Origin of the sequence: Glaciimonas sp. PCH181, assembly GCF_003056055.1 — a bacterium.
Classification (GTDB): domain Bacteria; phylum Pseudomonadota; class Gammaproteobacteria; order Burkholderiales; family Burkholderiaceae_D; genus Glaciimonas.
Genome location: NZ_PYFP01000001.1, coordinates 1,050,964 through 1,073,433 on the forward strand (window position 1 = coordinate 1,050,964; position 22,470 = coordinate 1,073,433).

Genomic DNA, 22,470 nt, shown 5'->3' on the forward strand with positions numbered 1-22,470 from the left:
GCACTGCCATTTCAGCCGGTTGTTGTCGGTAGACGACAGGAAATGGCATTATTTTGAAATGACGTAAACCTATCGGACATAACATTCCGGTATGTTCTCTGTCATGGCACTTACTCAGCTTCATTCCTCCCTTAGCGCTGATGAAATTCAGACGCTCATCGACCAACGCGATGCGGCATTGGCCGAACGCGATGCGGTGCGGGGCGAACTGCGGGTGACGCAAGTCGAACGTGATCTGCTCAAAGAACAGCTCAAAGCCTTTCAGCGCCGTTTATTCGGCGCCAAGAGCGAAGCGCGCAGCGCCGATCAGCGCGACCTGTTTCTCAATGAGGCAGAGGCGCTGGCCGCAAGCGCTGCCTTGCCATCGCAAGAAAGCGAAATTGAAGTTACCGTTCCCGCTCATCAACGCAAGAAACCGGGCCGCAAGCCGCTAGACCCGGCATTGCCACGCGAAGTCATTCGCACCACGTTGCCAGAATCAGCACGTATCTGTGCGCATGATGGCGCAATACTGGTGGAAATCGGCGTAGAAGTCAGTGAGCAACTCGATATTATTGCGCAGCAAGTGCGCGTGATCCGGCATGAGCGGGTGAAATATGCCTGCCCTTGCTGTGATCAAAGCATCAAAGTCACGCCGGCCCGCTTGCGCATCATTCCAAAGGGATTGTTCACCGAAGCTGCGCTGGCTTGGTTCATTACCGCCAAGTTCATCGACGGACTGCCGCTGTACCGGATTGCGGCGTTAATCAAACGCTTTGGCGGCGATATCTCGCGCAATACCCTCGCTGCCAGTGTGGTGCGCATCGGTATTGCGGTGCAACCGCTGATTAATTTACTGCGCGATCATTTGCTCGACAGCGAGGTCGTGTTTGGCGATGAAACGGTGGTCCAGGTGCTCAAGGAGCCCGGGCGCGCAGCACAAACCAAGATTTATATGTGGATTCAACTGAACGGCGGCACCGGTCCGCCGGTACGGCTGTTCGGCTATGCGCCGGGACGCAGTACCCAACATGGGGCCGATCTATGGGCCGGCGTGCGCGCGGGCGCTGCGTTAATGACCGACGGTTATGCGCCGTATAACGCGATATCGGCCGTCAATGGACTCGTCCACCTGGCTTGCTGGGCCCATGTCAGACGCTATTTCATTGAAGCCGAAGCGGTGCTGTCCAAGGAAGCGCGCAGTGCGCAGCAGCCGGCCACGCAATTCATTACCCTGATCGGTAAACTGTACGCGGCAGAATCACGAGCCAAGGCATCGACGCCACAGCAACGACAGCGGTTGCGCATGAAATACAGCACAGCGGTATTGGCAGCGATCAAAGCCTTGCTTGACCATCATCTGGGAACAACCGCACCGAGCGGATTGCTGGGCAAGGCATTGCAGTATGTGGCAGGGCAATGGCCGAAATTGACGCGGTATGTCGAGAACGGCACTTGGCCCATTGATAATAACGTGGCCGAGAACGCAATTCGACCGTTCGTGATCGGTCGCAAGAACTGGTTATTCGCCGATACCGTCGGTGGCGCAAAAGCCAGTGCCAATCTGTATTCGTTAATTGAGACGTGCAAGGCGGGGAATTTTGACGCTTACCAGTACCTCACCGAGCTGTTCAGGGCACTGCCTTATGCCAATACCGCCGATGACTACGAGGCGCTGCTGCCGTGGAATTTACAGCTAACCGGCCAGGCCCCGGCATAAATCAAATTACGTCGCAAGGGACGTGGTGGATTGATCGCTTACAAGACATCACGCTTTACTGATAGCCAGATCCTGCAGATTCTGAAACAGGCCGAAGCTGGCACTCCTGCACCGGAACTGTGTCGCGAGCACGGCATCAGCAGTGCCACCTTCTACAAATGGCGCTCGAAATTCGGTGGCATGGACGCGTCCCTGATGACGCGGATGAAGGAACTGGAAGACGAGAACCGGCGGTTAAAAAAGATGTATGCGGAAGAACGGCTTAAGGCCGATATTGTCACTGAGGCCTTAACAAAAAAGTGGTAGCGCCCTCCAAGCGAAGAGAGATGGCGCATTGGTCCGTTGCAAACAGATTGGTCACGATTCGCGTGGCAAGTCAGGCCTTTGGCATCAGCGAGACCTGTTACCATTATTGCGCTAAGTTATCCTCTGAGAACATGGTCATTGCCGACTGACTGGTGTGTTTGACGAGCAGTCAGCGCAATTGGGGTTTCGGTTTGTGCTTTCTCTATTTACGCAACGTCAAAGGCTTTAAATGGAACCACAAGAGGGTTTATCGGATTTACCGGGCACTTGAACTGAACCTGCGCATCAAGCCGAGCCAGCGGATCGTGCGCGACGTGCCGCTCACATTGGCGGTACCCACCAATATTAATGAGATATGGTCAATGGACTTCATGCATGACCAGCTCGCTGAAGGACGCAGCATTCGGTTGTTCAATGTGATTGGCGACTTCAGCTGTGAAGGGCTGTGCATTGAAGTCGATTTCTCGTTGCCTTCGGAACGGGTGATTCGGCGCTTGATCAAGTTATCGAGTGGCGCGGCAAGCCTAGGGCAACCCGTTGCGATAACGGGCCGGAATATATCAGTGCCGCCACAGCGGCGTGGGCCGCTAAACGAGGCATCAAAATCGATTTCATCCAGCTTGGAAATCCGCAACAAAATGCGTATGTCGAGCGCTACAACCGGACCGTGCGCTAGGACCGGCTAGCCCATTATATATCCAAACTTAATTTAATGGTCACGATCCGTATCTTTATCTCAAAGATGTGTTCGTGCGTTTACCTACCCAAAAAAACCAGCGAATTATCCTCACTACTACCGCACCGCTGGACCCCTCATCAGAAACGGGCCTCATAGCGCACATTGCCAGAGGAGGTATCTGTCACGATGACTTCGCTGGCCGCTTACAATTGATCGCTTACTCCTTAGTCATTTAACTCTTAGATCGACAAGATAACAAGCCGCTATGAAATTGGATAGGATTTCCTTTGTTTTACCGCATTGCAAATGAGCCTGTTATACAACTCCTCGTCACTGCACGACCGATTAAGGAATAGAGACTAACTTGTCCTTACTGAAGACGACCAAGCACACCGGCAAAGCTGAAGACTGGCAATAGCAATGCGTTTTAGTTGTATATACGAGAAATTTCTCTCAGAATATCCCGAGCACCCTATCCACGCAAAAAAGGATTTGTATGAAAATTCCATCGACGACCAACGGATACGAACAGCGCTTTTGCGCCTTTATTGATTTCTTGGGCTTTTCTGCTGCAATAGCGAATGGTACATGGACGCCCGATGAAATCGTGTCGGCCATGAAGAAGGCTGCCAAGGTGTCTGGTGGTGAAGAGGATCTGATACGCGTAACGCAATTCTCTGACTCCTTGATTTTGTCGGCACCGGCTACCGATCCATGGGCGCTTTACTCCATCGTATCTACTGCTTTCTTTCTCACTATCGAGTTGGCCGCTCACGGGATCTTGCTTCGGGGTGGAATCACGAAAGGCGAACTCTATCATCAAGGCACCTTGGCATTCGGCCCCGCCTTTATTCGCGCCTATCGTCTTGAGCAAGCGGCAAATACACCGCGAATTATCGTGGATGCGAATATTTTGGAGCATGGGCCTTGGCCAGATACGATGGACGAGACAGAGATTGATCACCTATTGAATATCAGCATACCGCAAGACACAGATGGATGGCGGTATGTAGATTATCTTTCGAAGAAACATGTCGGCGAGTTCGATGACGGAAATTATGGCCTTGAACGGCACTATTCAACGCTTGAGAGTTTGGTCCAGAAGTACAAAAACTTTAACGATCCAAGCATACGCACAAAGTACGGCTGGCTCGCTGCCAAGCTCAAACAGGTCGGCAGATAAGCCATGGGCTCATCAGATCAAATCACGCGCGATCAAGGGAAATACCTCCGTCAGAAATTTGAGGCTGTACCAGCACTGACGTAGGAGGCTGGTGATCGTGCTGACCTTTTACGCACTCGTTTAATTTTGTAGCTAACGTAGACGTCTTGCCTTACTGCGACGCACACCTGGTATGTGACCGGGCCCAAATACAAGACGATGGGTAGATACTTTCTTCCGCAGGTATTGGTCCTTTTTCGTCAGATGTTTCACCACTCTCAGCAAGTTAGCGCGCAGCTCGTCATCACCAAGACTGATCATGCCGATGCCCAGGTATTTGTATTTACCTTTTTCTGCGTTGCAATCAAAGAACGTGCCACGTCCAGCAGTGATGAAGTCCACCCAGTACCGGCCAATCAGAGCAGCCAAGTAGGCATCCTTCAGCACCTTCGAACCATCGAAGAACAAAATGCAGTGGGAATGATGTCCTTTTTCGGCACCGTTCGCCAGCGTCAATATGTGGCAACAAGTGCATCACAACTTGTTACCGCCCCAATGTCACTTATGTCCGTACAGGTCTTTACAAGGCCTTTGGTAAACATACATTTACGTATTCATTAATGCGCATATGACCCTCCCTAATATGTCCATCAGGAAAAATGGGCACTGATATGTAGGAAATATGTCACGCGCTGATTTGCAGGATCGCGGCCAAACTTGAACAGATCGAAAGATAGGCCACGATCTAGCCAGATTACATCATTGCTGATCTCTGACGAAACCCCTTCGCCGATAGCAAGTTTGGTTGATGCCGAAGGCCTGTCGCATCATTGATTGCTTCAGGTACCTTCGCTAGAATTATGCATGTTACCTTTAGGTAAAAGAACATCAGTTGGCGAATAAATCAAAGCTGCCTTAGATTCGACTTGCTCCAAATCCATGGCTGCCATTCCCGAAAGACTTTGTGGCTGATTTGCAGAGATAACTCGCTCGGAAGAAGAACTCCGCGATGCTTACATTTTCGTCGCGGTGGATGTGATAGTAAGGGTTCTTTGGTATCTCAACCAAGCCTACTACGTCTTTAGCTGGTAGTCCTAGCGCGCTGGCCCACGAGTCATTGAGTCGGTTAAACATGTTGTCGCGTCCAGGCGAATATGTGCCCAGTGCGCAGAAGGCATCGTAGTTCAGAAGCATAGCCATGTGGTAGTGGGGACGTCCATGCTGGCCTATCTCCCTCGTCCAAACATAACGGACGATGCTGTCATGCGCATATTTGTTTTCTCGCATTGCTAATTGACGATTGTGTCTAATTTTTGCTTTCAATGATTCAATGAAACGCTCGATTATTTCACTCTGATACGAGAAGTCATCCGGGTTCTGGTTAAGGGGAAAACGAAGATCAAACCGGAACGCAAATACGCGCGGATATTGATTAATGGCACGGGTCATCGTTTGATGAAGTCGATGAAGATATTCACGTATGAATGGACCCTTATCAAATTGTATTGGCAAGCCCAAATAGGTGTCGTCGAAGTGAAGCGTGAGGTTCGAATTGGCGGGATGGCGGATCATTTTAATACTCCAGGGATTGATTACATACCATCAAGGCATAGAGTATTTTCTTACGTGAATTCAACGAGATAAGTGAGCTCAGCAAGCCACGTTAGATTGACATTGCACGGCACCTCACGTACGTGTCACTAGCTTGACAGCATGCGATTGAGGTAATCGTAAATATAGACCCAAGACAGCGAGAGACCAAAATACCAGGATGGAATCATGAGAGATATAGTGTTGCAACTTTCAATCCCAATGCCGCTTATAAATAAACCATTCGACGAGCGAGAAGTTGGCCACATCCGTTATTATTTTTATTTGAATGAAACTGAATCAGTCTGACTTAACGTTCGCATCACCAGAAGTAAGGCTAGCTCTGGCAGAGATAGTTCTGTTTGTGAATTAAGCAGTTATACAATCATTGCATGCGTATCGGAAGGCGTAATACGTTGGTCGACACTTGCAAGGTAGGCGACACCATTAGCTAAGGCAGGTGTATTTACCCCTCAGCAATTCGAGATAGGTATCCTTGAATATTAGCTCCATATATCTCTAGATATATTTAGAGATAAAACATACTACTTATACCGAAAATAATCTGCTTAGATATCGCTGCCCTAGCATTAAAAAATGATTAAATATCTACAGGAGAGGCCCAGACATTACTCTGGCAAATTATGATCGAACCCAATGCCAATATCTGCATTGGGCAAAGTGTGTTACGCCTTCCTCTAACGGACGCAATAGTCGGAGATAGTTATTATCAGGAACGAAGTACTGAGCCGTGCAAAGCGGACACATAACACGACCATTGCTTACTGAAACGAATGTAAACCTATCGTATTGCCTTCAGTATCGATAATCAGCGAAATGTGACCATGTCTGCCAATGGAGGATTTTTCCTTTTCCACCTTGCCGCCGTAAGTCGGCGCCTTCACTTCTTCTGCTGCGCAATCTACACAACTGAAATAGATCAAGGTATTGTTTGTACCTGAAGAAATGCACAGGCATCCGAACTAGCGCACCTTGTGCGGCATAGCGCTTTTTTTGCATTGGAAAAAACCCACATATCTGCTTTTGGGTTGTTAAGTTTTGCAAGTTGAACGCCCAAGACGGATTCATAAAACGCCTTGGCCCAATGCATGTCTTGAACGTAGATTTCGAACCAATCCAAGGCAATATTACTCATAGGAGACTTTTCAGCATGCGATGTAAATAAAAAACATGCCCTTAGTCAAAACAGCACATGGCAAATAGCAATTGCGAACCTTCGTCAGTTGGTAATATTTTATATTATGCGTCCCTTATCAAAAGAACGTCCCTTTTCTCCTTTAATCATTAAAAATCTATCAGCCATCGCAATGTATCCCAATGCATTTTTACGAAAAACTCTTCTTAATTCGCTATCATCTCGCTGTAGTATCGGCATACCACATCCAGTCCTATTCCTATAGATTTCATTGTAATTGATAAAATTTCGGTCAATGAGTACAGATTGATGACTGATCGTGAGAGTTGATTCAGCATTGACATACTTGCACCAATACTCGCCAATCTCCTCTGCTAGCTTTACGTCATCCGATACTTTCTCTCCATCGAAAACAAAAATCATATGAAAGTAATAGCCCTTTACTTCCCTGTATTCTAGCCGCCAGATATATCCTGCTTGATGAAGAGAAAGTCGTTTTTTATTACGCATATTGTCCTTGAATCGCTTCAGATCTTTTTTTGCCCGTTCTAATGTCACATATTGCGCCTGGCTATCATGATAAGTAAAATCCACGCGTAATATCATCAGGGTTTCATAAGAGTCAAAAAGCTGCTGCTCATAGAGGCATAGGCTAGCAGAGTTTTTTTTGCTATTTTGCATTCGTTTATTCAATGTGCTTTTGAACTCGCTACTTTCCAATTTTTTAGCTATCGAAACAATTAACGCGTTATATTTTTCAATTTTATTCAGTTCATCATCAAGCCATTCTGCAGAAAAATCATTCTCACCAATATCGTGTAATATTTTCATATCCTTGCAACAATCGAAAAAAATCCCAACATGTGGGCTAAAAATATAGTAGCGGGAATATCCACTGACATAGAAATTGAAAAGCCCGATGAGCGCATGCAACGGCTGATCCCGATTTCCAGAATAAAAACGATTGTTGTCAATTTTGGTAAATGCGGGGTTTTTATTGAAAGAGATATGCTTTACAAATTTTTCTATTTGAGAATATATATATATTTTCTTATCGTAATTATTACTCACTTTCATTTTTGACCAAGCAATTAAACCGTTTTCCTTACCTATCAGATCATATATCTCAGTTGACGATAAATTGTTCTCGGTTTCATCTATATCCATTTTTCTCCTATATGATGAACTTGGTTTACCCTCGCGTATGATATTGCACTGGTTACCCAATTACATTGCTCACGCTTACAGACAATGAGTCATCTAAAAAATTGAGAACAAGATTACGTCAGCTTCTTATTCTCAATACTTTTTGTCAATATATTATTTATCATTCATGTTGGATTCGGAACTTATTCAGCAACACGACTTTTAACAATACAATGCGAGACCCATTCTTTCACTTCTTCCAGTACCCATGCAACACTTCCTTTTCCCGTCACCGATAAGCAGATTGGCTTTGGAAAACATGAGTCGTATTGTTTTGAAGTAGGATTCATTTTTGCATAAATGCTGCTTCGCTTTAAGCCAGTGATCGTTTCCACAGCTGGACGGCGTATCAAAATACATTCTTTTTCTTTATTGCCCATGGTATTACCTTTTTCGCTTTTATTGATAGAGCTGGATAAGCATCTGATCAATCTTAGTTTGCCAATTCCAACTACCGGGCTCAATGCCTGGCAATCCCATGCAGAGACCGACACGTCAGCAACACCTTTCCGGAGGCTTTATGACCGCATCTGAGTGCTATCCGACTATCTCTACAAAACATAAGGACTCACGATATTTTTTTACCGGAATCGGCTGGATCAATGTGGAAGAGCATGGCAAGCCGGTGCCTATTTTTCTTACCTGTGTGCCGGAATCACCTCAAAAAAGGTACACCAGCCAGTTGTCCTCAGCAGACATAAAGAACATCCAGTGCGAAGGGCGTGCAATTGATTCGTCTTTTGACGTATGATCACAGATGAAACATTACTTCGTGCGATACTGCCATACCTCCCTATGATATCGAGAATATGTCACATTTTCTCCTATGTAGTAGCTAAGTATGTATATAAAAATATATGTGAATCCAATGTGAATTAAACGGGAATTAAAATAATTTAACCGTGTATAAACAGTAGTTTCATTGTGTTATTTTGTTATTTCAAACGGACTATAATGTGATTTATATGGCTATATTTTGGTTTTTATAATTAGATAATTTACTTTTTGATATGCCAAAAATGCAATCAATTGCAAGAGAGAAAGATTTTCTTAATGCACTAAAGATCCGTCCAGCGGGAAAGGGAAAATCTAAAAAAACAGCGCTCGGTAAGAATCTATATCTGGTGACTTCACTGAAGGCGGTGCCTGATAGCGAGACGGACATGCAATACGCATTTCAAGTGCGTATTTTTGGCAACGGTCAAGACAGAACAAGAACAATCGGGCACCACCCTCCCATGACATATGAGGAGGCAAGAAAAAAAGCGGATGAGGAATGGGCCGAACAGAAAAAAGCGCGTGAAGAAGGACGAGAAGCTGAGCGGAAAAGGCTATATGAAGACATTCGGGCTGGGAAAATGCCGACAGTGCCTCTACCATGCTTTAAAAGCTTCAAAGATGCTGCCGCATTTATCTACCAATTGAAAGCAGCTATTGATAGTCGTCTTCTAGTACTGCTTGGCGATAAGAAGGAGAGTAAATTATTCACAAACAATCTAACAACAGCTCTACAAAAAAATAACAATATTACTGATATTAGATTAGAAACAGAAATCTATCTGGCAGTCTGGTTAATGCTATTGATACCAGCAAGGGCTAATGCATTGATTGATCTTCCTAACCAAATTATGTCATCAGATACACTATCTTTTTTTCTTTATCAAAAAATGATAATCATGCAATTACCACTTCCTTTGAATACATCTCAAGAGTAGTTCGTCGTTCCATACAAAAACTGGAATCAATTAACTATAATCAATCTACTCCATCTTCCAATGCGTTCTCATCCAATTTATTCCCTTGTTTGAGTCATATAAAAGGAAATGATCGTCGTGAAAAAATAGCTGAAGCAATAAAAGAAATTTGGCCTGAATATCCTATTCAAACAAATAGGTTCAAAGCATTTTTTGAGGAAATTGCTATTCGACATAGCGAATTTCAAATAAAATTCATTAAGGAATATACCGCGAATAAACGCCCATACATTGAGATATCTAAGGACTCTTTCCAGATCATTGCTCTTGTAAGTTGGTGGGGATGGCAATTGGATGCAGGTCAGGATATCTTCAAGCTCCATGCTCCATCCTAAATCTTGGTAATGATTACTCAAAGATGCGGCAGTAGTTCTCACTAACTAAATAGGTGCTTACCTTTAATTGGATTTGACACACAAAAATATGGCATGATATTTATTTATCACATTTACTCACAAGGAAAATCTATCATGTCTAATTACGACGAACTTTACAAACAGCATCAAGAATTAACAAAAAAACTTGAGGATGCAAAAAAGGAAGAAGCAAATAAAGCTATCAAAACTATTCGAGAGCTCATCAGTAAATTTGACCTAGAACCCGAAGACTATGCCGTGAATCCTCACATAAAAAAAACACTGAAAAAGAAAAAGGAATTTCAATACAAGGATCCTGCTTCCGGCAATGGATGGACAGGTCATGGGCGCACACCTGGTTGGATTAAAGATAAATCAGAAGAAGAACGAGAAGCCATGCGCGTAAAACCTGATGGAGATTAAACTCTACCATGAAAGACAATCAGCCTAAAATGCCAATTGATACCCTCCACTTTTTCAGACTAAGATGCAGCCAACCTAACTGACTGCTTGAATGCAGTTAAGGAAACACTGAATACTCAAATGGTCGAGCAGTTGGAAAGTTCCAACTGCTCCTCGCTCGCGTTAAAGGATTACTGGATTAGCAGTATCCGAGCCATCAATTGCGCACAACCACCCAGCACGACAAAATCGACATATTGCTCTATTAGCTACAGCGCATCGCCTATTTGGACTTCGCGACTCTGCTCGGCAAATAGCCAGCCCTTGCCTTCAGACGTGCCTCAAAATGGCAATGGCGGCGTCATATCCTGCTTAGTTTATTCGTTGTAAGTGCTCCATAAACCACAGGCTTGTGGCTTAATCCGGATATGCGCATGCTTGTAGCATCTAATTTCAGGTGGAGCGAGCATGAAGAAGGAAGCGCAATTTTGGATTGACCACGTGGTACACGTCTAACTCGAGGCTGGCTCGACGAGTGCCTACGCAAAGCGGCATAATATTTCTGCCGCCGCCCTGTACTATTGGCAGAGCAAATTACAAGCATCGATTAACCCTCGCCCATCCAGTGAGCCAAGCAAATTTGTGGCGCTACGCATCGCGGAAGGCCCTGCGACGCAATCGTCTTCCGCCTGCACGCTGGTACTACCCTCAGGACTACGTCTGGAAATGTCCGCACTACCTGCACCAGGATGGCTAGCGGCCCTGAGACGTGCCGAGCAAGGAGCGGGTTGATGCATCCCGGCTGTCACATCGAACAAGTGTACCTCTGCCGGGAACCGATTGATTTCAGGAAGTCGATAGGCGGCTTGAGTGTGCTAATTGAGCAGGAGCTGGCGTTAAATCCGTTTGGCAGCGCGCTGTATGTCTTCGTTACGCTTTCAGGTTGTTGATAGAAGCGGCGAAATCCGTCCAAATCTAGCTGCGTCAGTTTGATTTTTCGTTTGTGTGCACCGGCTCTTACTCAAGGGCACTGGCCTCCTATTGGCACCCCACGGCAGTACGAGGTGGATAGACAAGCCCTAGCAGTCAACGACACTCATTTGCGCTGCCTGATTTAGACAGATTCCAACAATCACTAACATAAGTGATTCAGGCTTCTGCAGAACGGACGTTAGAGATGAAAACAGTACGGAGACGGCCTGCGACCGTCCACGCGATACCAACACCTACCAATTGGAGCCAAGCAAAGATGGCATACCGAATGGCATACCAACAATCTTAAAAAAACAAAAACCCCTTAAACATCAAGGGGTTAGTGAATATATCTGGCGGAAGCGGTGAGATTCGAACTCACGAACGGGATAAACCGTCGCTAGTTTTCAAGACTAGTGCCTTCAACCACTCGGCCACACTTCCAGAGCGTCGAATTATACATAAGTCGTAATGAATTGACGATACCTGCGTGCAAATTTATCTAATTTTTCTGAAATTTGGCTCTCCCACCGCCACTATCCGTCAATCCGGTAAGAACATTTGCTGTAAATCATTCAAAAACCGCTCTCCCAACGCCGTAGGTTTGATCAGTTTGTGATCGCGATATAACAAACCCTTTGCTTCTGCGTCGTTTAGAGCTTTCTCAATCATATTGAGGGACATTCCAGTCCGTTCGGCAAACAGATTGACTTCAAAGCCGCCATTCAACCGCAATGCGTTAAGCATGAATTCGAATCCAAGCTCGCCGCGCTCAATTTCTGTTTCCTCCTGCACTACATTACCAAGCCGCGTTTGCTCAAGATATGCTTTTGGCTGTTTATAGCGCATCTGCCGTATCACGCGGTGCGGGAAAGATATTTTGGAATGCGCACCGGCGCCGATACCTAAATAATCGCCAAATTGCCAGTAGTTCAAATTGTGACGTGCTTGTCTGCCCGGCTGAGCATAGGCCGAGACTTCATAATGCCCATACCCCGCCTCAGTAGTCAGCGCAGCGATCATGTCTTGCATTTCAGCGCTGGCGTCGTCGTCCGGTATCTGGGGAGGAAATCTGGCGAAATAGGTGTTCGGCTCTAACGTCAGGTGGTACATCGAGAGATGCGGAGGCGCAAAACTGATGGCTCTGGCAGCATCTTGACGCGCCTCTTCCAACGTTTGTCCCGGTAGCGCATACATCAGATCAAGATTGAAATTGTCGAACGTATTTTGCGCGATCTCTACTGCGCGGCGCGCTTCACCGTCGTCATGAATCCGTCCCAAGGCTTTAAGGTGCTGGCCGTTGAAGCTTTGAATACCAATCGATAGACGGTTGATTCCGCTGGCCCGGTAGGACTTAAATTTTTCGACTTCAAAAGTACCTGGATTTGCTTCCATCGTAATTTCGGCGGCTCCGTCGAGCGGTAATAAGGCTCGAATATCCGACATCAATCGATCCAGTCCTGCTGCGGACATCAGACTGGGTGTGCCGCCTCCGATGAAGATTGAGTAAACTTTACGTCCCCAAATCAGCGGCAGCGCATTTTCTAGATCGGCGCGCAACGCATCTAGATATTCCTCTTCCGGGAAGCCGCCCTTCGCCTCATGAGAATTGAAATCGCAATAGGGGCATTTTTTGACGCACCAAGGGAAATGTACATATAACGACAACGGTGGCAGCGCACTCAGATTTAACGATCCCGGCTGCAAATAAGCAAGCGCTGCTTGCGCGGCACCGTCGAGCTTTTCAGCTGGTCGATCTGCCGATACGGCTTTGGCGACTTTGCTATTTGGCTTGCTGCCAATTAATTTGATAGGAATCATTGCAATTTCTTTACCAGCGCACGTAACGCTTGTCCGCGATGCGAGATGGCATTCTTTTCCGCAGAGGTTAGCTCTGCTGCGGTTTTCCCCAACTCTGGAATGAGAAAATGGGCATCATACCCAAAGCCACTTGCTCCACGCGGGTCGGCGATAATTTCACCGTGCCAGCTACCGTCGGCAATCACCGGCTGAGGGTCGTCCGCGTGACGTACAAATACCAACACACAGTAATAATAAGCCGATTTATCCTCGTGGGCAGCAAGGTCTGCCACCAGTTTGCGATTGTTGTTGAGATCGGATTTAGGTTCGCCTGCATACCGTGCGGATAATACGCCGGGTGCGCCTTGCAAGGCATTCACACATACGCCGGAATCATCGGCTAAAGCGGGCTTTCCGGTCAGGCGGGCTGCGTGGCGCGCCTTGGTTAATGCATTTTCGACAAAGGTCAAATACGGCTCATCAGCCTCCGGAACATTGAATTCGCCTTGTGGATGGACGTCAAAACCAACAGGGGCGAGCATTTGACCGAATTCTTTTAATTTGCCAGCATTATTAGATGCCAGCACCAGCGTACGTAACATAAGGGACTCGAAACAGAGGAAGAAAGGCGGTACTTTAGCACCGCTTGAAGTTGAGGGCATAATCTCGACGAATTATGCCGTGTAGAACGCGCTGTCTATGACGGACAGCAGAAGTTAAAAATTGAGCAAGGCAGTCAGAGAATTAACTACCATGGGGAGCAAAGTATTGCTCCCCACTTACTTTAAGCAGTCTTGTGACCAGTCTTTATGCTGGCAAACCCAATACCTGACGTTGTAACGCGATTAACTCGCCTATTCCGGTTTGCGCCAGATCAAGCAAGCTATTGAGTGCAGCCCGATCAAATGCTGCACCTTCTGCTGTACCCTGCACTTCGATAAAATGGCCCGCATCGGTCATCACGACATTCATATCGGTGTCACAGCCGGAGTCTTCCAGATAGTCCAGATCAAGTACTGGCGTACCCTGAACCACACCAACAGAAATCGCAGCAACAAAATTTTTCAAAGGTATTGCAGCAATTGCCTTGCGATCCACTAACGTCGAAAACGCATCGTAAGCGGCTACCATTGCACCGGTGATAGAAGCTGTACGAGTGCCACCGTCGGCCTGGATAACGTCGCAATCAAGATGCAATGTACGCTCGCCGAATGCTTCCAGATCAAATGCTGCGCGCAATGAACGACCGATTAAACGTTGGATTTCCTGCGTACGGCCGGATTGTTTGCCGCGTGCTGCCTCACGGTCCATACGGGTGTTGGTCGAACGCGGCAACATGCCGTATTCTGCAGTCAGCCAACCCTGCCCTTTGCCTTTTAAGAAACCGGGGACTTTATCTGACAAGCTGGCAGTACAAATCACTTTAGTATCGCCGAACTCGATCAGGACCGATCCTTCGGCATGCTTGGTGTAATTGCGAGTCAGGCGCACAGGACGCAAAGCGTCAGCGGAACGGCCGCTAGGGCGAATAAATATACTAGGTACTGACAACATCATTATTCCTTGATTTGAAAGTTGGCCGTGAAATTAGATGTCACGGCCGTGGATTTTTCTATCGCGCCGCGGATTTCGTCTATTGCTTTTTCGATATCCGCATCATTAAACATTTCAGTTGTTTCTGAGGCGCTGTTTTGTGAGGATTGAATTGTCGTCGTCACGCTACCGATTGGCAAGGTATGCGTAACGATAGAGGTTAAGGGGTCGCCCAGGTTTCCGCTACTTTCCCACGCCATCGCCAAAGCGGTCACATTATCGCCGGTTTTGCCACCGATACTGACCGCGCTGCTGACTAAATCCGGCACGGCGCGCACGACCGTATTATTTTGCAAACATTGCGCCAACTCATGATCGGGCAGCATGGACCACAACCCGTCAGAGCAAAGCAACATGACATCGCCTGCTTGTAAACTGACTCGGCGCGACAACTCTACCAGCGGGATATTATCTGCGCCCAGACAATTGAACAATTTATTCCGGTCAGGATGGGTTGCCCGCTCTGAAGGATCGACCTTGCCTTGCGCGATCAGCGTCTCAATCCGCGAGTGATCGCGTGTACGCGCCAAAATCTGCCCCTGACGCATCCAGTAAAGGCGTGAATCGCCGCAATGTGCCCAAAACGCGCTGTTATGTTGAATCAAACAGGCCACGACCGTGGTGCGTGGTGTTTCCGATAATTTATGCGTATCACGATAGCGATGGATGTCCATATGCGCCGCCAAAAAACAGTCTTCAAGAAAGCGTTCCGGCTTTTTAATATATGGCTGAGCATTTTGCTGAAACAGCGTGCCGATGGTTTGCATGGCGATGCTGGCAGCAATTTCTCCGTGCAAATGCCCGCCCATACCGTCAGTTAACAACAGCAGCAAAGCATCGCGGGTAAAACTGTAGCCCATGCGGTCTTGATTGACCTTGCGACCGCCGATATGGCTTTCTTGAAAAACTGAAAATCGCATACATACTCATGAGGTTAATTGCCGATACGCGGCAGCGTCCCCGCCTTGAAAAACATCATCATCGGGCGAAAAGACATGCCCTTGATATTCATCTCGCACTACGCCTTAAACGACAGTAAAGAGAATGGTTATTGGGTGTTTTCCTGAATAGTATTTTCAGGCGCTGGCGCTTTGCGACGGAACTGTAAATGCGTAAAAAAAACACCGCGCGCCTTGCGTAATACTTTATCCACCATCCGCAATTTTTCTTCGTGGACCGGCGTCATTAACGCTCTCTGCAAGGCGAAAACACTTTGCGGACGTTCCAGCGGATCTATCATCAAACTCCAGCGTACTACCTGAATCAATTCCGGCGAATACAAACCTTCCAACTTACGGAAATGGGTTTCCATTTTGTCGTTAACCTTACGCTGATCGACCGGCTGTGGCGGTGCACCGACCATGCAAGCAAAGATTGACGCACCGATACTATATATGTCAGTCCACGGCCCCAAATTGCCATCTTTTTCGTATAGTTCGACCGGTGCAAACCCTGGTGTATACATCGGATATAACTTCGGTGCGTCGGCGCGCAACGTTTGTCTGGCTGCACCAAAATCCAGCAGGATAGGCGTGCCATCGGCGCGCAAATAAATATTCGCCGGTTTAAGGTCCAGATGCAGCAGTTTATGGGTATGCACTTCGCGCAAACCGTTCATTACCTGACGAAACATTTTGCGTATAAATTTCTCGGATACTAAAGGCTGTTCACCTTTGTCCCGGCGTCGCAGAATATGTTCTTGCAAGGAACGGCCCGACTCATACGCCATGACCATATATACCGTGTCATTGGCGCGGAAAAAATTCAGGACGCTGACAACGTTTGGATGAGAAATTTGCGCGAGCGCACGGCCCTCTTCAAAAAAACACTTAAGTCCAATGCGGAAAGTCGGTAAATTCTCTGGCGGAATCGCTGGCGCCAGTTCACCCCATTGGCGCAGCGCTAACGAGCTGGGCAAATATTCCTTGATCGCAACAGCGTTACCATCCTCGTCATAGGCCAGATAGACGATACTGAACCCGCCTGAGGCAATCTTCTTTACAATGCGATATCCCGCGAGCTTAAGCCCATCAGGCAGTGGAGCATTGTTTTGTGCCGCCATACAATCTAAGCCTTGTCAGTGAATACAACGAGCCTTAGATTGTCTTGATAAATCGCAAGATTGTAAAGAAGAAACAAAAAGGACCGTATTTTGACTATTTGCAGCATGACCGGCTATGCCGTCAACACCCATCAAAGCGCCGCTGGCACTATCACAATTGAACTGAAAAGCGTGAATTCGCGTTTTTTGGATTTGCAATTTCGGATTAATGACGATTTGCGCGCACTAGAGCCAGCTTTGCGTGAAGCCATCATGGGACGCATTAGTCGCGGCAAAGTCGAATGCAGACTGAGTTTTGGACGCAAAGTCGCCAGCGATAGCAGCCAATCGTTGAATACCGTTTTACTAGCATCGCTAGCTGAATTGCAAAACACCGTACGGACACAATTTGCGGATTCAGCACCGCTTTCAGTCGGAGAAGTACTGCGCTGGCCCGGCGTGATTGAAGAAACAGTGATCAGCCAGGACACGTTGCAAGCCGAAGTTCAGACAACCATGGAGAGCGCCCTCGCCGCCTTTGTTGAATCGCGTGCCCGTGAAGGTGCTGCGCTCACCGCGACGATCGTTGCACGTATCGACGCAATGGAAATCATTGTGCAACGGATTACGCCGTTAGTGCCGCAGGTAATCGCACAATTCCAACAAAAAGCGATCGCCCGCATGCAGGATGCATTGGGCTTGGCGCAACCGGATAGCGCCAGCAATGGTTCTCAGACGACGGCTTTGTCGCGTGATGAAGCAATGGATAGAATTCGGCAAGAAGTAACTCTGTACGGCATTCGGATTGATATCGCTGAAGAACTTTCCCGTCTAGGCGCGCATTTAACTGAAACCCGGCATATCTTAAAAAAAGGTGGGCAGGTCGGCAAACGGCTGGATTTCATGATGCAAGAACTGAATCGTGAGGCCAATACAGTTGGCTCTAAAGCGGCTATCAAGGAACTTGCGGATGCGTCAATGGAACTCAAACTGCTGATCGATCAGATGCGCGAGCAAGTACAAAACCTGGAATAAAAACGTCAAAATTCTCTTGTATAACGTTAAAAAACACTTATAAACTATTGATTCTTAATAGAATAAATTAATACGAAGTACCCAACCTGGCAGAATGCACGATTTGTATCATGCAAGACACAAATCACTCCGCAACATTCACACATTGATAAACGCGTACCGCCACTTTATAATTGAGAATAATTCTCATTCATAAAATGGCGGTAGGTATGTCAACGGAGAAACCACATTTCCAGGAAATCGAAACGCTCTATAGCGACCACCATGCCTGGCTGTATGGCTGGCTACGCAAAAAACTGGATAATCGCTTTGATGCAGCCGATCTGGCGCAAGACACCTTTCTTCGCATCTTTACCGCGCGTCAGATCGCGACCACCACCATCAATGAACCTCGCGCTTTCCTGACCACGGTTGCCAAAGGTCTTCTGATCAACTGGTATCGCCGCGCGGCGCTGGAGCGCGCCTATCTCGATGCGCTTGCTCTGCTGCCAGAGCCGCAAACGCCCTCGCCTGAACAACGCTTACTGATTCTAGAAACACTGCAAGAAATCGACGCCATGCTTGACACTCTGCCGCCGCTGGTAAAGCGCACCTTTCTGTTATCACAGCTCGAAGGCATGCAATACGGCGATATCGCGCAGCACATCGGCGTATCACTGATCACCGTGAAGCGCTATATGAAGCAGGCTTTTCTGCAATGCCTGATTGGTATGAACGACGCGAACGGGCAACTCTGAATGGGTTCGCCAAACATATCTGCGGCTTGCGCCACAACTCCCGTCAGCAATGCGATTTCTACCGACATCTTAGAACAGGCCGCCGATTGGCTAATGCAACTTAATTCAGGCACGGTCAGTGACGAAGATCGCGCTGCATGTGAGCGCTGGCGGCGCAGCAGTCCCGACCATGCCCGTGCCTGGATGCGCGCCGAATTACTACTCAATAAACTGGGCGGGCTGCCGCCATCACTAGCAATATCCGCGCTGGACAGACCTGTCGACAAAGGACGTCGTGCTGCCGTGGTCCGACTGGCAATTCTGCTGGCGGCGGTCCCGACCGGATGGCTGGCCTGGCGCATTGCACCCAGCGCCAACGCATCCTGGCATTCCATGACGGCTACGCACATTACCGCGACGGGTGAACAACGCAGCCTGACACTTGCCGATGGCTCCCGCGTCACGCTTAATACTAGTACTGCGGTAGACGTGCAATTCGACACAACGCAACGTCTGCTGCAATTGCGCGCCGGAGAAATTTTCATCGCGACATCGCCCGATCCGGCAGGGATCAAAGGACAGCATCGCCCGTTCCGCGTAAGCACTGCCGAAGGCCGCCTAGAAGCGTTGGGTACACGTTTTAGCGTGCGCCAATACGATGGACGCTCGGAAGTTAGCGTATTACAAGGCGCAGTGCGGATTGAACCAGTCAACGGGCGCGCCGGAGCCACGCACATTATTCATGCAGGACAGCAGGCATCGTTTACCACCGATGCCGCAAATCCACCGATCTCGGCCGATGATGCTGCTATTGCCTGGATGCATGGCATGTTATTAGCTGACAGCATGCGACTGGCGGATTTCGCTCGTGAACTAGCACGCTATCGCAAAGGCTTTGTGTATTGCGATCCTGTGCTCGCCAATATGCCAGTCTCCGGGGCTTTCCCGATCACCGATACCGATCGTGCGCTGACCATGCTGGTATCGACCTATCCGCTACTAGCAGTGTCGCGTTTGGGCGGGTACTGGGTGACGTTAGTCGCGCGCTAAAATATTTTTCAAAATACTGATACTTTTTTTGATCCCAGCTGGCAAGGAAAGTGAAGACCTTGCGTACTTCGCGAGCATGTCGTTTGCCGCAAGACGCTACACCTCACTCCATCCTCATTCCAACTTAGGGAACCGCTAATGTCTGCCCGATCTACTTTGCCTGCAATACTTACCGTTCACATTCGCCCATCTCAGGCACCGGTTTATCAGCGCTGGCATGCCGCACGCCGCTTAAGACGATCTGTGCGCATTGTCCGTATTGCACTGCTAGGCATGGCCTTCGGCACCGGCTTCAGCATCAACCAAAACGTTTTCGCTGCCGAGCGACCTGCGCTGAATATTGCGGCAGCGCAACGCTATGACATTCCTGCAGGACCGCTTGGCCGCACGCTTTCCAGTGTTGCCGTCAACGCTGGAATCGCCCTATCGTTTGACCCGGCATTGACGGAGGGCAAGAGCAGTCCCTCGCTTGCCGGGCGCTATGTTCCACGGGATGCCATCGCCCATCTGCTGACCGGCAGCAACCTGGAATTGATTGCACGTACCGACGGCAGCTACACCTTGGGCAAAGTCACTGCCACCGCTGCCGCTACCGAAGACCGTGCCGAGCAGACTCTGCCGATGGTCAATGTCGCAGGTTCGAACCTGCGCGACACGACTACCGAAGGCAGCGCGTCCTACACGACGCGCGCCACAACCGCGGCGACTGGCCTGACGCTATCGCTGCGCGACACGCCGCAATCGGTGACTGTCGTTACGCGTCAGCAGATCGAAGATCAGGATCTACAGTCGCTGAGTGAAGTCCTCAAAAACGTCACGGGGGTATTTGTCACCAGTTCCGACAGTGACCGCAATGACTTCTACGCACGCGGCTTTTATATCGATAACCTGCAATATGATGGCGTGCCGACCTCGCTCGGCTTGTCGTTTTATGGCGAATCCAGCAACGATTCGGCCATCTACGATCGCATTGAAGTCGTGCGCGGCGCAACCGGCCTGACGACTGGCGCAGGCAATCCGTCAGCCTCCATCAATTTGGTGCGCAAACACCCCGATAGCAAAGTATTTACAGGCAATATCTCTGCGGGGATTGGCTCAAAGGATCACTATCGCAGCACACTCGATCTCTCCACGCCGCTGACCGAAGATGGCCGTATTCGCGGCCGTATCGTTAGCACGATTGATGAGCACAACTCCCAACTCGATCTCTATCACGACCGCAAGCAAGTATTTTACGGCGTGATAGATGCCGACCTGACACCGGATACCAAACTCAGCATCGGCGCGGACTATCAGGCCAACCGCCCCACCGCGTCAACCTGGGGCGGTCTCCCGCTAGTGTTTTCAAACGGCCAACCGACCGATTGGAATACATCCAAAACCACCGCCGCCGACTGGACGCACTGGTCCAGCACCAACCGCACCATCTTCGCCTCGCTCGAACAACGACTGGATAATGGATGGAAGATCAAAACCAATCTATCGCACCGCGAAAGCGACTATAACGCCAAGCTGCTCTACCTTCACGGTCAGCCGGATGTCATTACCGGAACTGGGCTGCGCGCACTGCCAAACTATTCCGAATACTCCTTTAAGCAGAACAATATTGATGTGCAAGCCAACGGCCCATTCTCACTGCTTGGTCGCCAACATGAACTCGTTGTCGGCTTGAGCGCCAACCGCTCTCACGAGGTAAAAGCGTCGCATACCCGCAGTGGCACGTTAGACAGCACAGGAAATTTCTACAATTGGGATGGCTCTTTCGCCGAACCGAACTGGGGTCCGCTAGCACTTACCGGGGATGAGAAAATTCGCCAACTCGGCGTCTACAGTGCAGCACGCCTGTCGTTAACGGATTCAGTCAAATTGATCATGGGCGGCCGCCAGAATAGTTGGAAATCTGACGGTTTGACCGAATCCCGCAGCCACAATGTATTCACCCCTTATGCCGGTCTGATAGTTGATATCAATAAGACCTATTCGGCCTATGCGAGTTATACCGATGTCTTCCAGCCGCAGGACTATCGAAATCGTAATGGCGCCTATCTTGATCCAGTCACCGGCAAAAACTATGAAGCCGGCATCAAGGGCGAACACTTTGGCGGCAAGCTCAACACTTCTTTTTCCGTCTTCCGAATTGCGCAAAATAATGTCGCGCAACTGGATGGCGATTACATCATTCCCGGCACCTCAGACAGCGCTTATTATGGTGCCAAAGGCGTAGTGAGCCGTGGCTTTGAAGCGCAGGTTTCGGGAGAGTTGGCGACCGGCTGGAATGCCTCGCTAGGAGTATCACGGGTGATTTCGCGCGACGCGACCAATACGCTGATCAATACGACGTTTCCGGCCACGCTGGTGACGCTGTTTTCCACTTACCATTTATCAGGTGACTGGAGCGGCTTGACCATCGGTGGCGGCGTGAACTGGCAAAACCGCAATTTCACCACCTTTTCCAGCAAAGCCGGAGACTTCGAGTATGAACAAAAGGCGTTCGGCGTTGTTAATCTGATGGCCCGTTACGCGTTCACGCCTAAGCTATCGCTTCAGGTCAACGTCAATAACTTGTTCGATAAAAAATACTATATAAACATCGACGGTCAAGGTCAATTCGGCGCGATACGCAACGTCATGTCGACACTGACCTACCGGTTTTAATCGGAAATCCGGCCTTGGTTGCATGCCAGTCTGGTGGCCAGCATAGCTTCAATCCCGATGCCGACTGTTCGGCATCGGGATTGATTGCCGCCCGCTATGGCGACGTAGTGCTTCATGCCGAAACGCTGACCGTTTCAGATATACAAAGAACTTGCGTATAAAAATGTATGCATTTCGCCTTATCGTGCGTCGTGAGCACCAAATGGTCAAGATGATGGATCAAGTTATTCTCCTGAAACGTAAGAGTGAAATGACGGATAAACATCATCAGGATGATGGGATTATCCGTTAAATCACG

The 22,470-nt window shown here is 48.5% G+C and carries 21 protein-coding genes, 1 tRNA gene and 2 pseudogenes; 14 read left to right on the forward strand and 10 right to left on the reverse strand.

The genetic code is table 11. The features are described from left to right. The first annotated feature begins 103 nt into the window (after window positions 1-103). The 5 genes and pseudogenes from C7W93_RS04690 to C7W93_RS25235 all read left to right on the forward strand — a co-directional run bounded on the left by C7W93_RS04690 (window position 104) and on the right by C7W93_RS25235 (window position 4,467). Complete coding sequence (locus tag C7W93_RS04690) at window positions 104-1,699, forward strand: IS66 family transposase (protein ID WP_108440481.1); 1,596 nt, start codon at window positions 104-106, stop codon at window positions 1,697-1,699. A gap of 33 nt (window positions 1,700-1,732) precedes the next feature. Further along, a pseudogene (locus C7W93_RS04695) lies at window positions 1,733-2,678 on the forward strand (IS3 family transposase); the annotation flags it as partial. A gap of 38 nt (window positions 2,679-2,716) precedes the next feature. After that, a pseudogene (locus C7W93_RS24940) lies at window positions 2,717-2,840 on the forward strand (transposase domain-containing protein); the annotation flags it as partial. 340 nt (window positions 2,841-3,180) lie between these two features. Then, window positions 3,181-3,867 carry a hypothetical protein gene (locus tag C7W93_RS04700; RefSeq protein WP_108438979.1) on the forward strand — a complete coding sequence of 229 codons (687 nt, stop codon included), beginning with the start codon at window positions 3,181-3,183 and terminating at the stop codon, window positions 3,865-3,867. 174 nt (window positions 3,868-4,041) lie between these two features. Then, on the forward strand, window positions 4,042-4,467 hold the full coding sequence (locus C7W93_RS25235) for a hypothetical protein (RefSeq protein ID WP_255419110.1): 426 nt from the start codon (window positions 4,042-4,044) through the stop codon (window positions 4,465-4,467). A 294-nt stretch (window positions 4,468-4,761) separates the two neighbouring features. Here the strand turns inward: C7W93_RS25235 and C7W93_RS04710 are convergent, their stop codons facing one another. The 4 genes from C7W93_RS04710 to C7W93_RS04725 all read right to left on the reverse strand — a co-directional run bounded on the left by C7W93_RS04710 (window position 4,762) and on the right by C7W93_RS04725 (window position 8,178). Further along, on the reverse strand, window positions 4,762-5,418 hold the full coding sequence (locus tag C7W93_RS04710) for an inovirus Gp2 family protein (protein WP_108438981.1): 657 nt from the start codon (window positions 5,416-5,418) through the stop codon (window positions 4,762-4,764). Window positions 5,419-6,376: 958 nt separating this feature from the next. After that, the gene (locus tag C7W93_RS25420; protein ID WP_370446394.1) at window positions 6,377-6,592 is read right to left on the reverse strand and encodes a VOC family protein; all 216 of its coding nucleotides are present in this window, start codon (window positions 6,590-6,592) and stop codon (window positions 6,377-6,379) included. A 99-nt stretch (window positions 6,593-6,691) separates the two neighbouring features. Continuing rightward, window positions 6,692-7,759: an inovirus-type Gp2 protein gene (locus C7W93_RS04720; RefSeq protein WP_108438982.1), complete on the reverse strand. Its 1,068-nt coding sequence runs from the start codon at window positions 7,757-7,759 to the stop codon at window positions 6,692-6,694. 182 nt (window positions 7,760-7,941) lie between these two features. Next, entirely contained in the window at window positions 7,942-8,178 is a 237-nt protein-coding gene (locus C7W93_RS04725) for an AlpA family phage regulatory protein (protein ID WP_108440482.1), read from the reverse strand. A gap of 140 nt (window positions 8,179-8,318) precedes the next feature. On the opposite strand from C7W93_RS04725, the gene C7W93_RS24405 reads away from it, so the two are divergent. The 5 genes from C7W93_RS24405 to tnpB all read left to right on the forward strand — a co-directional run bounded on the left by C7W93_RS24405 (window position 8,319) and on the right by tnpB (window position 11,260). After that, window positions 8,319-8,549 carry a hypothetical protein gene (locus tag C7W93_RS24405; RefSeq protein WP_146177519.1) on the forward strand — a complete coding sequence of 77 codons (231 nt, stop codon included), beginning with the start codon at window positions 8,319-8,321 and terminating at the stop codon, window positions 8,547-8,549. A gap of 268 nt (window positions 8,550-8,817) precedes the next feature. Further along, window positions 8,818-9,513, forward strand: a complete 696-nt coding sequence (locus C7W93_RS04730) for an Arm DNA-binding domain-containing protein (protein WP_108438983.1) — start codon at window positions 8,818-8,820, stop codon at window positions 9,511-9,513. Between the two features lie 89 nt (window positions 9,514-9,602). Beyond that, the gene (locus C7W93_RS04735) at window positions 9,603-9,887 is read left to right on the forward strand and encodes a hypothetical protein (RefSeq protein WP_108438984.1); all 285 of its coding nucleotides are present in this window, start codon (window positions 9,603-9,605) and stop codon (window positions 9,885-9,887) included. Window positions 9,888-10,022: 135 nt separating this feature from the next. Beyond that, entirely contained in the window at window positions 10,023-10,331 is a 309-nt protein-coding gene (locus C7W93_RS04740; RefSeq protein WP_161539882.1) for an H-NS histone family protein, read from the forward strand. 770 nt (window positions 10,332-11,101) lie between these two features. Beyond that, entirely contained in the window at window positions 11,102-11,260 is a 159-nt protein-coding gene (tnpB, locus tag C7W93_RS04745) for an IS66 family insertion sequence element accessory protein TnpB (RefSeq protein WP_108438986.1), read from the forward strand. A gap of 376 nt (window positions 11,261-11,636) precedes the next feature. On the opposite strand, the gene C7W93_RS04750 is transcribed toward tnpB, so the two are convergent. The 6 genes from C7W93_RS04750 to C7W93_RS04775 all read right to left on the reverse strand — a co-directional run bounded on the left by C7W93_RS04750 (window position 11,637) and on the right by C7W93_RS04775 (window position 16,737). Further along, window positions 11,637-11,726: transfer RNA gene (locus C7W93_RS04750), tRNA-Ser, on the reverse strand. Between the two features lie 99 nt (window positions 11,727-11,825). Then, window positions 11,826-13,103 (reverse strand): radical SAM family heme chaperone HemW, encoded by a 1,278-nt coding sequence (gene hemW, locus C7W93_RS04755; RefSeq protein WP_108438987.1) that lies wholly within the window; start codon window positions 13,101-13,103, stop codon window positions 11,826-11,828. Then, on the reverse strand, window positions 13,100-13,684 hold the full coding sequence (gene rdgB / locus C7W93_RS04760; protein WP_108438988.1) for an RdgB/HAM1 family non-canonical purine NTP pyrophosphatase: 585 nt from the start codon (window positions 13,682-13,684) through the stop codon (window positions 13,100-13,102). Before rdgB ends, hemW begins: the two co-directional genes overlap by 4 nt. A gap of 205 nt (window positions 13,685-13,889) precedes the next feature. Next, entirely contained in the window at window positions 13,890-14,636 is a 747-nt protein-coding gene (gene rph / locus C7W93_RS04765; protein WP_108438989.1) for a ribonuclease PH, read from the reverse strand. Between the two features lie 2 nt (window positions 14,637-14,638). Continuing rightward, entirely contained in the window at window positions 14,639-15,595 is a 957-nt protein-coding gene (locus tag C7W93_RS04770) for a PP2C family serine/threonine-protein phosphatase (protein ID WP_108438990.1), read from the reverse strand. A 128-nt stretch (window positions 15,596-15,723) separates the two neighbouring features. Further along, complete coding sequence (locus tag C7W93_RS04775) at window positions 15,724-16,737, reverse strand: serine/threonine-protein kinase (RefSeq protein WP_108438991.1); 1,014 nt, start codon at window positions 16,735-16,737, stop codon at window positions 15,724-15,726. Between the two features lie 105 nt (window positions 16,738-16,842). Between C7W93_RS04775 and C7W93_RS04780 the strand changes: the two genes are divergently transcribed. The 4 genes from C7W93_RS04780 to fhuE all read left to right on the forward strand — a co-directional run bounded on the left by C7W93_RS04780 (window position 16,843) and on the right by fhuE (window position 22,172). Continuing rightward, on the forward strand, window positions 16,843-17,751 hold the full coding sequence (locus C7W93_RS04780; RefSeq protein ID WP_108438992.1) for a YicC/YloC family endoribonuclease: 909 nt from the start codon (window positions 16,843-16,845) through the stop codon (window positions 17,749-17,751). A gap of 209 nt (window positions 17,752-17,960) precedes the next feature. After that, the gene (locus tag C7W93_RS04785; RefSeq protein WP_108438993.1) at window positions 17,961-18,488 is read left to right on the forward strand and encodes a sigma-70 family RNA polymerase sigma factor; all 528 of its coding nucleotides are present in this window, start codon (window positions 17,961-17,963) and stop codon (window positions 18,486-18,488) included. Then, on the forward strand, window positions 18,489-19,517 hold the full coding sequence (locus C7W93_RS04790) for a FecR domain-containing protein (RefSeq protein ID WP_108438994.1): 1,029 nt from the start codon (window positions 18,489-18,491) through the stop codon (window positions 19,515-19,517). 138 nt (window positions 19,518-19,655) lie between these two features. After that, window positions 19,656-22,172 (forward strand): ferric-rhodotorulic acid/ferric-coprogen receptor FhuE, encoded by a 2,517-nt coding sequence (fhuE, locus tag C7W93_RS04795; RefSeq protein WP_225869748.1) that lies wholly within the window; start codon window positions 19,656-19,658, stop codon window positions 22,170-22,172. The last annotated feature ends 298 nt before the right edge of the window (window positions 22,173-22,470 follow it).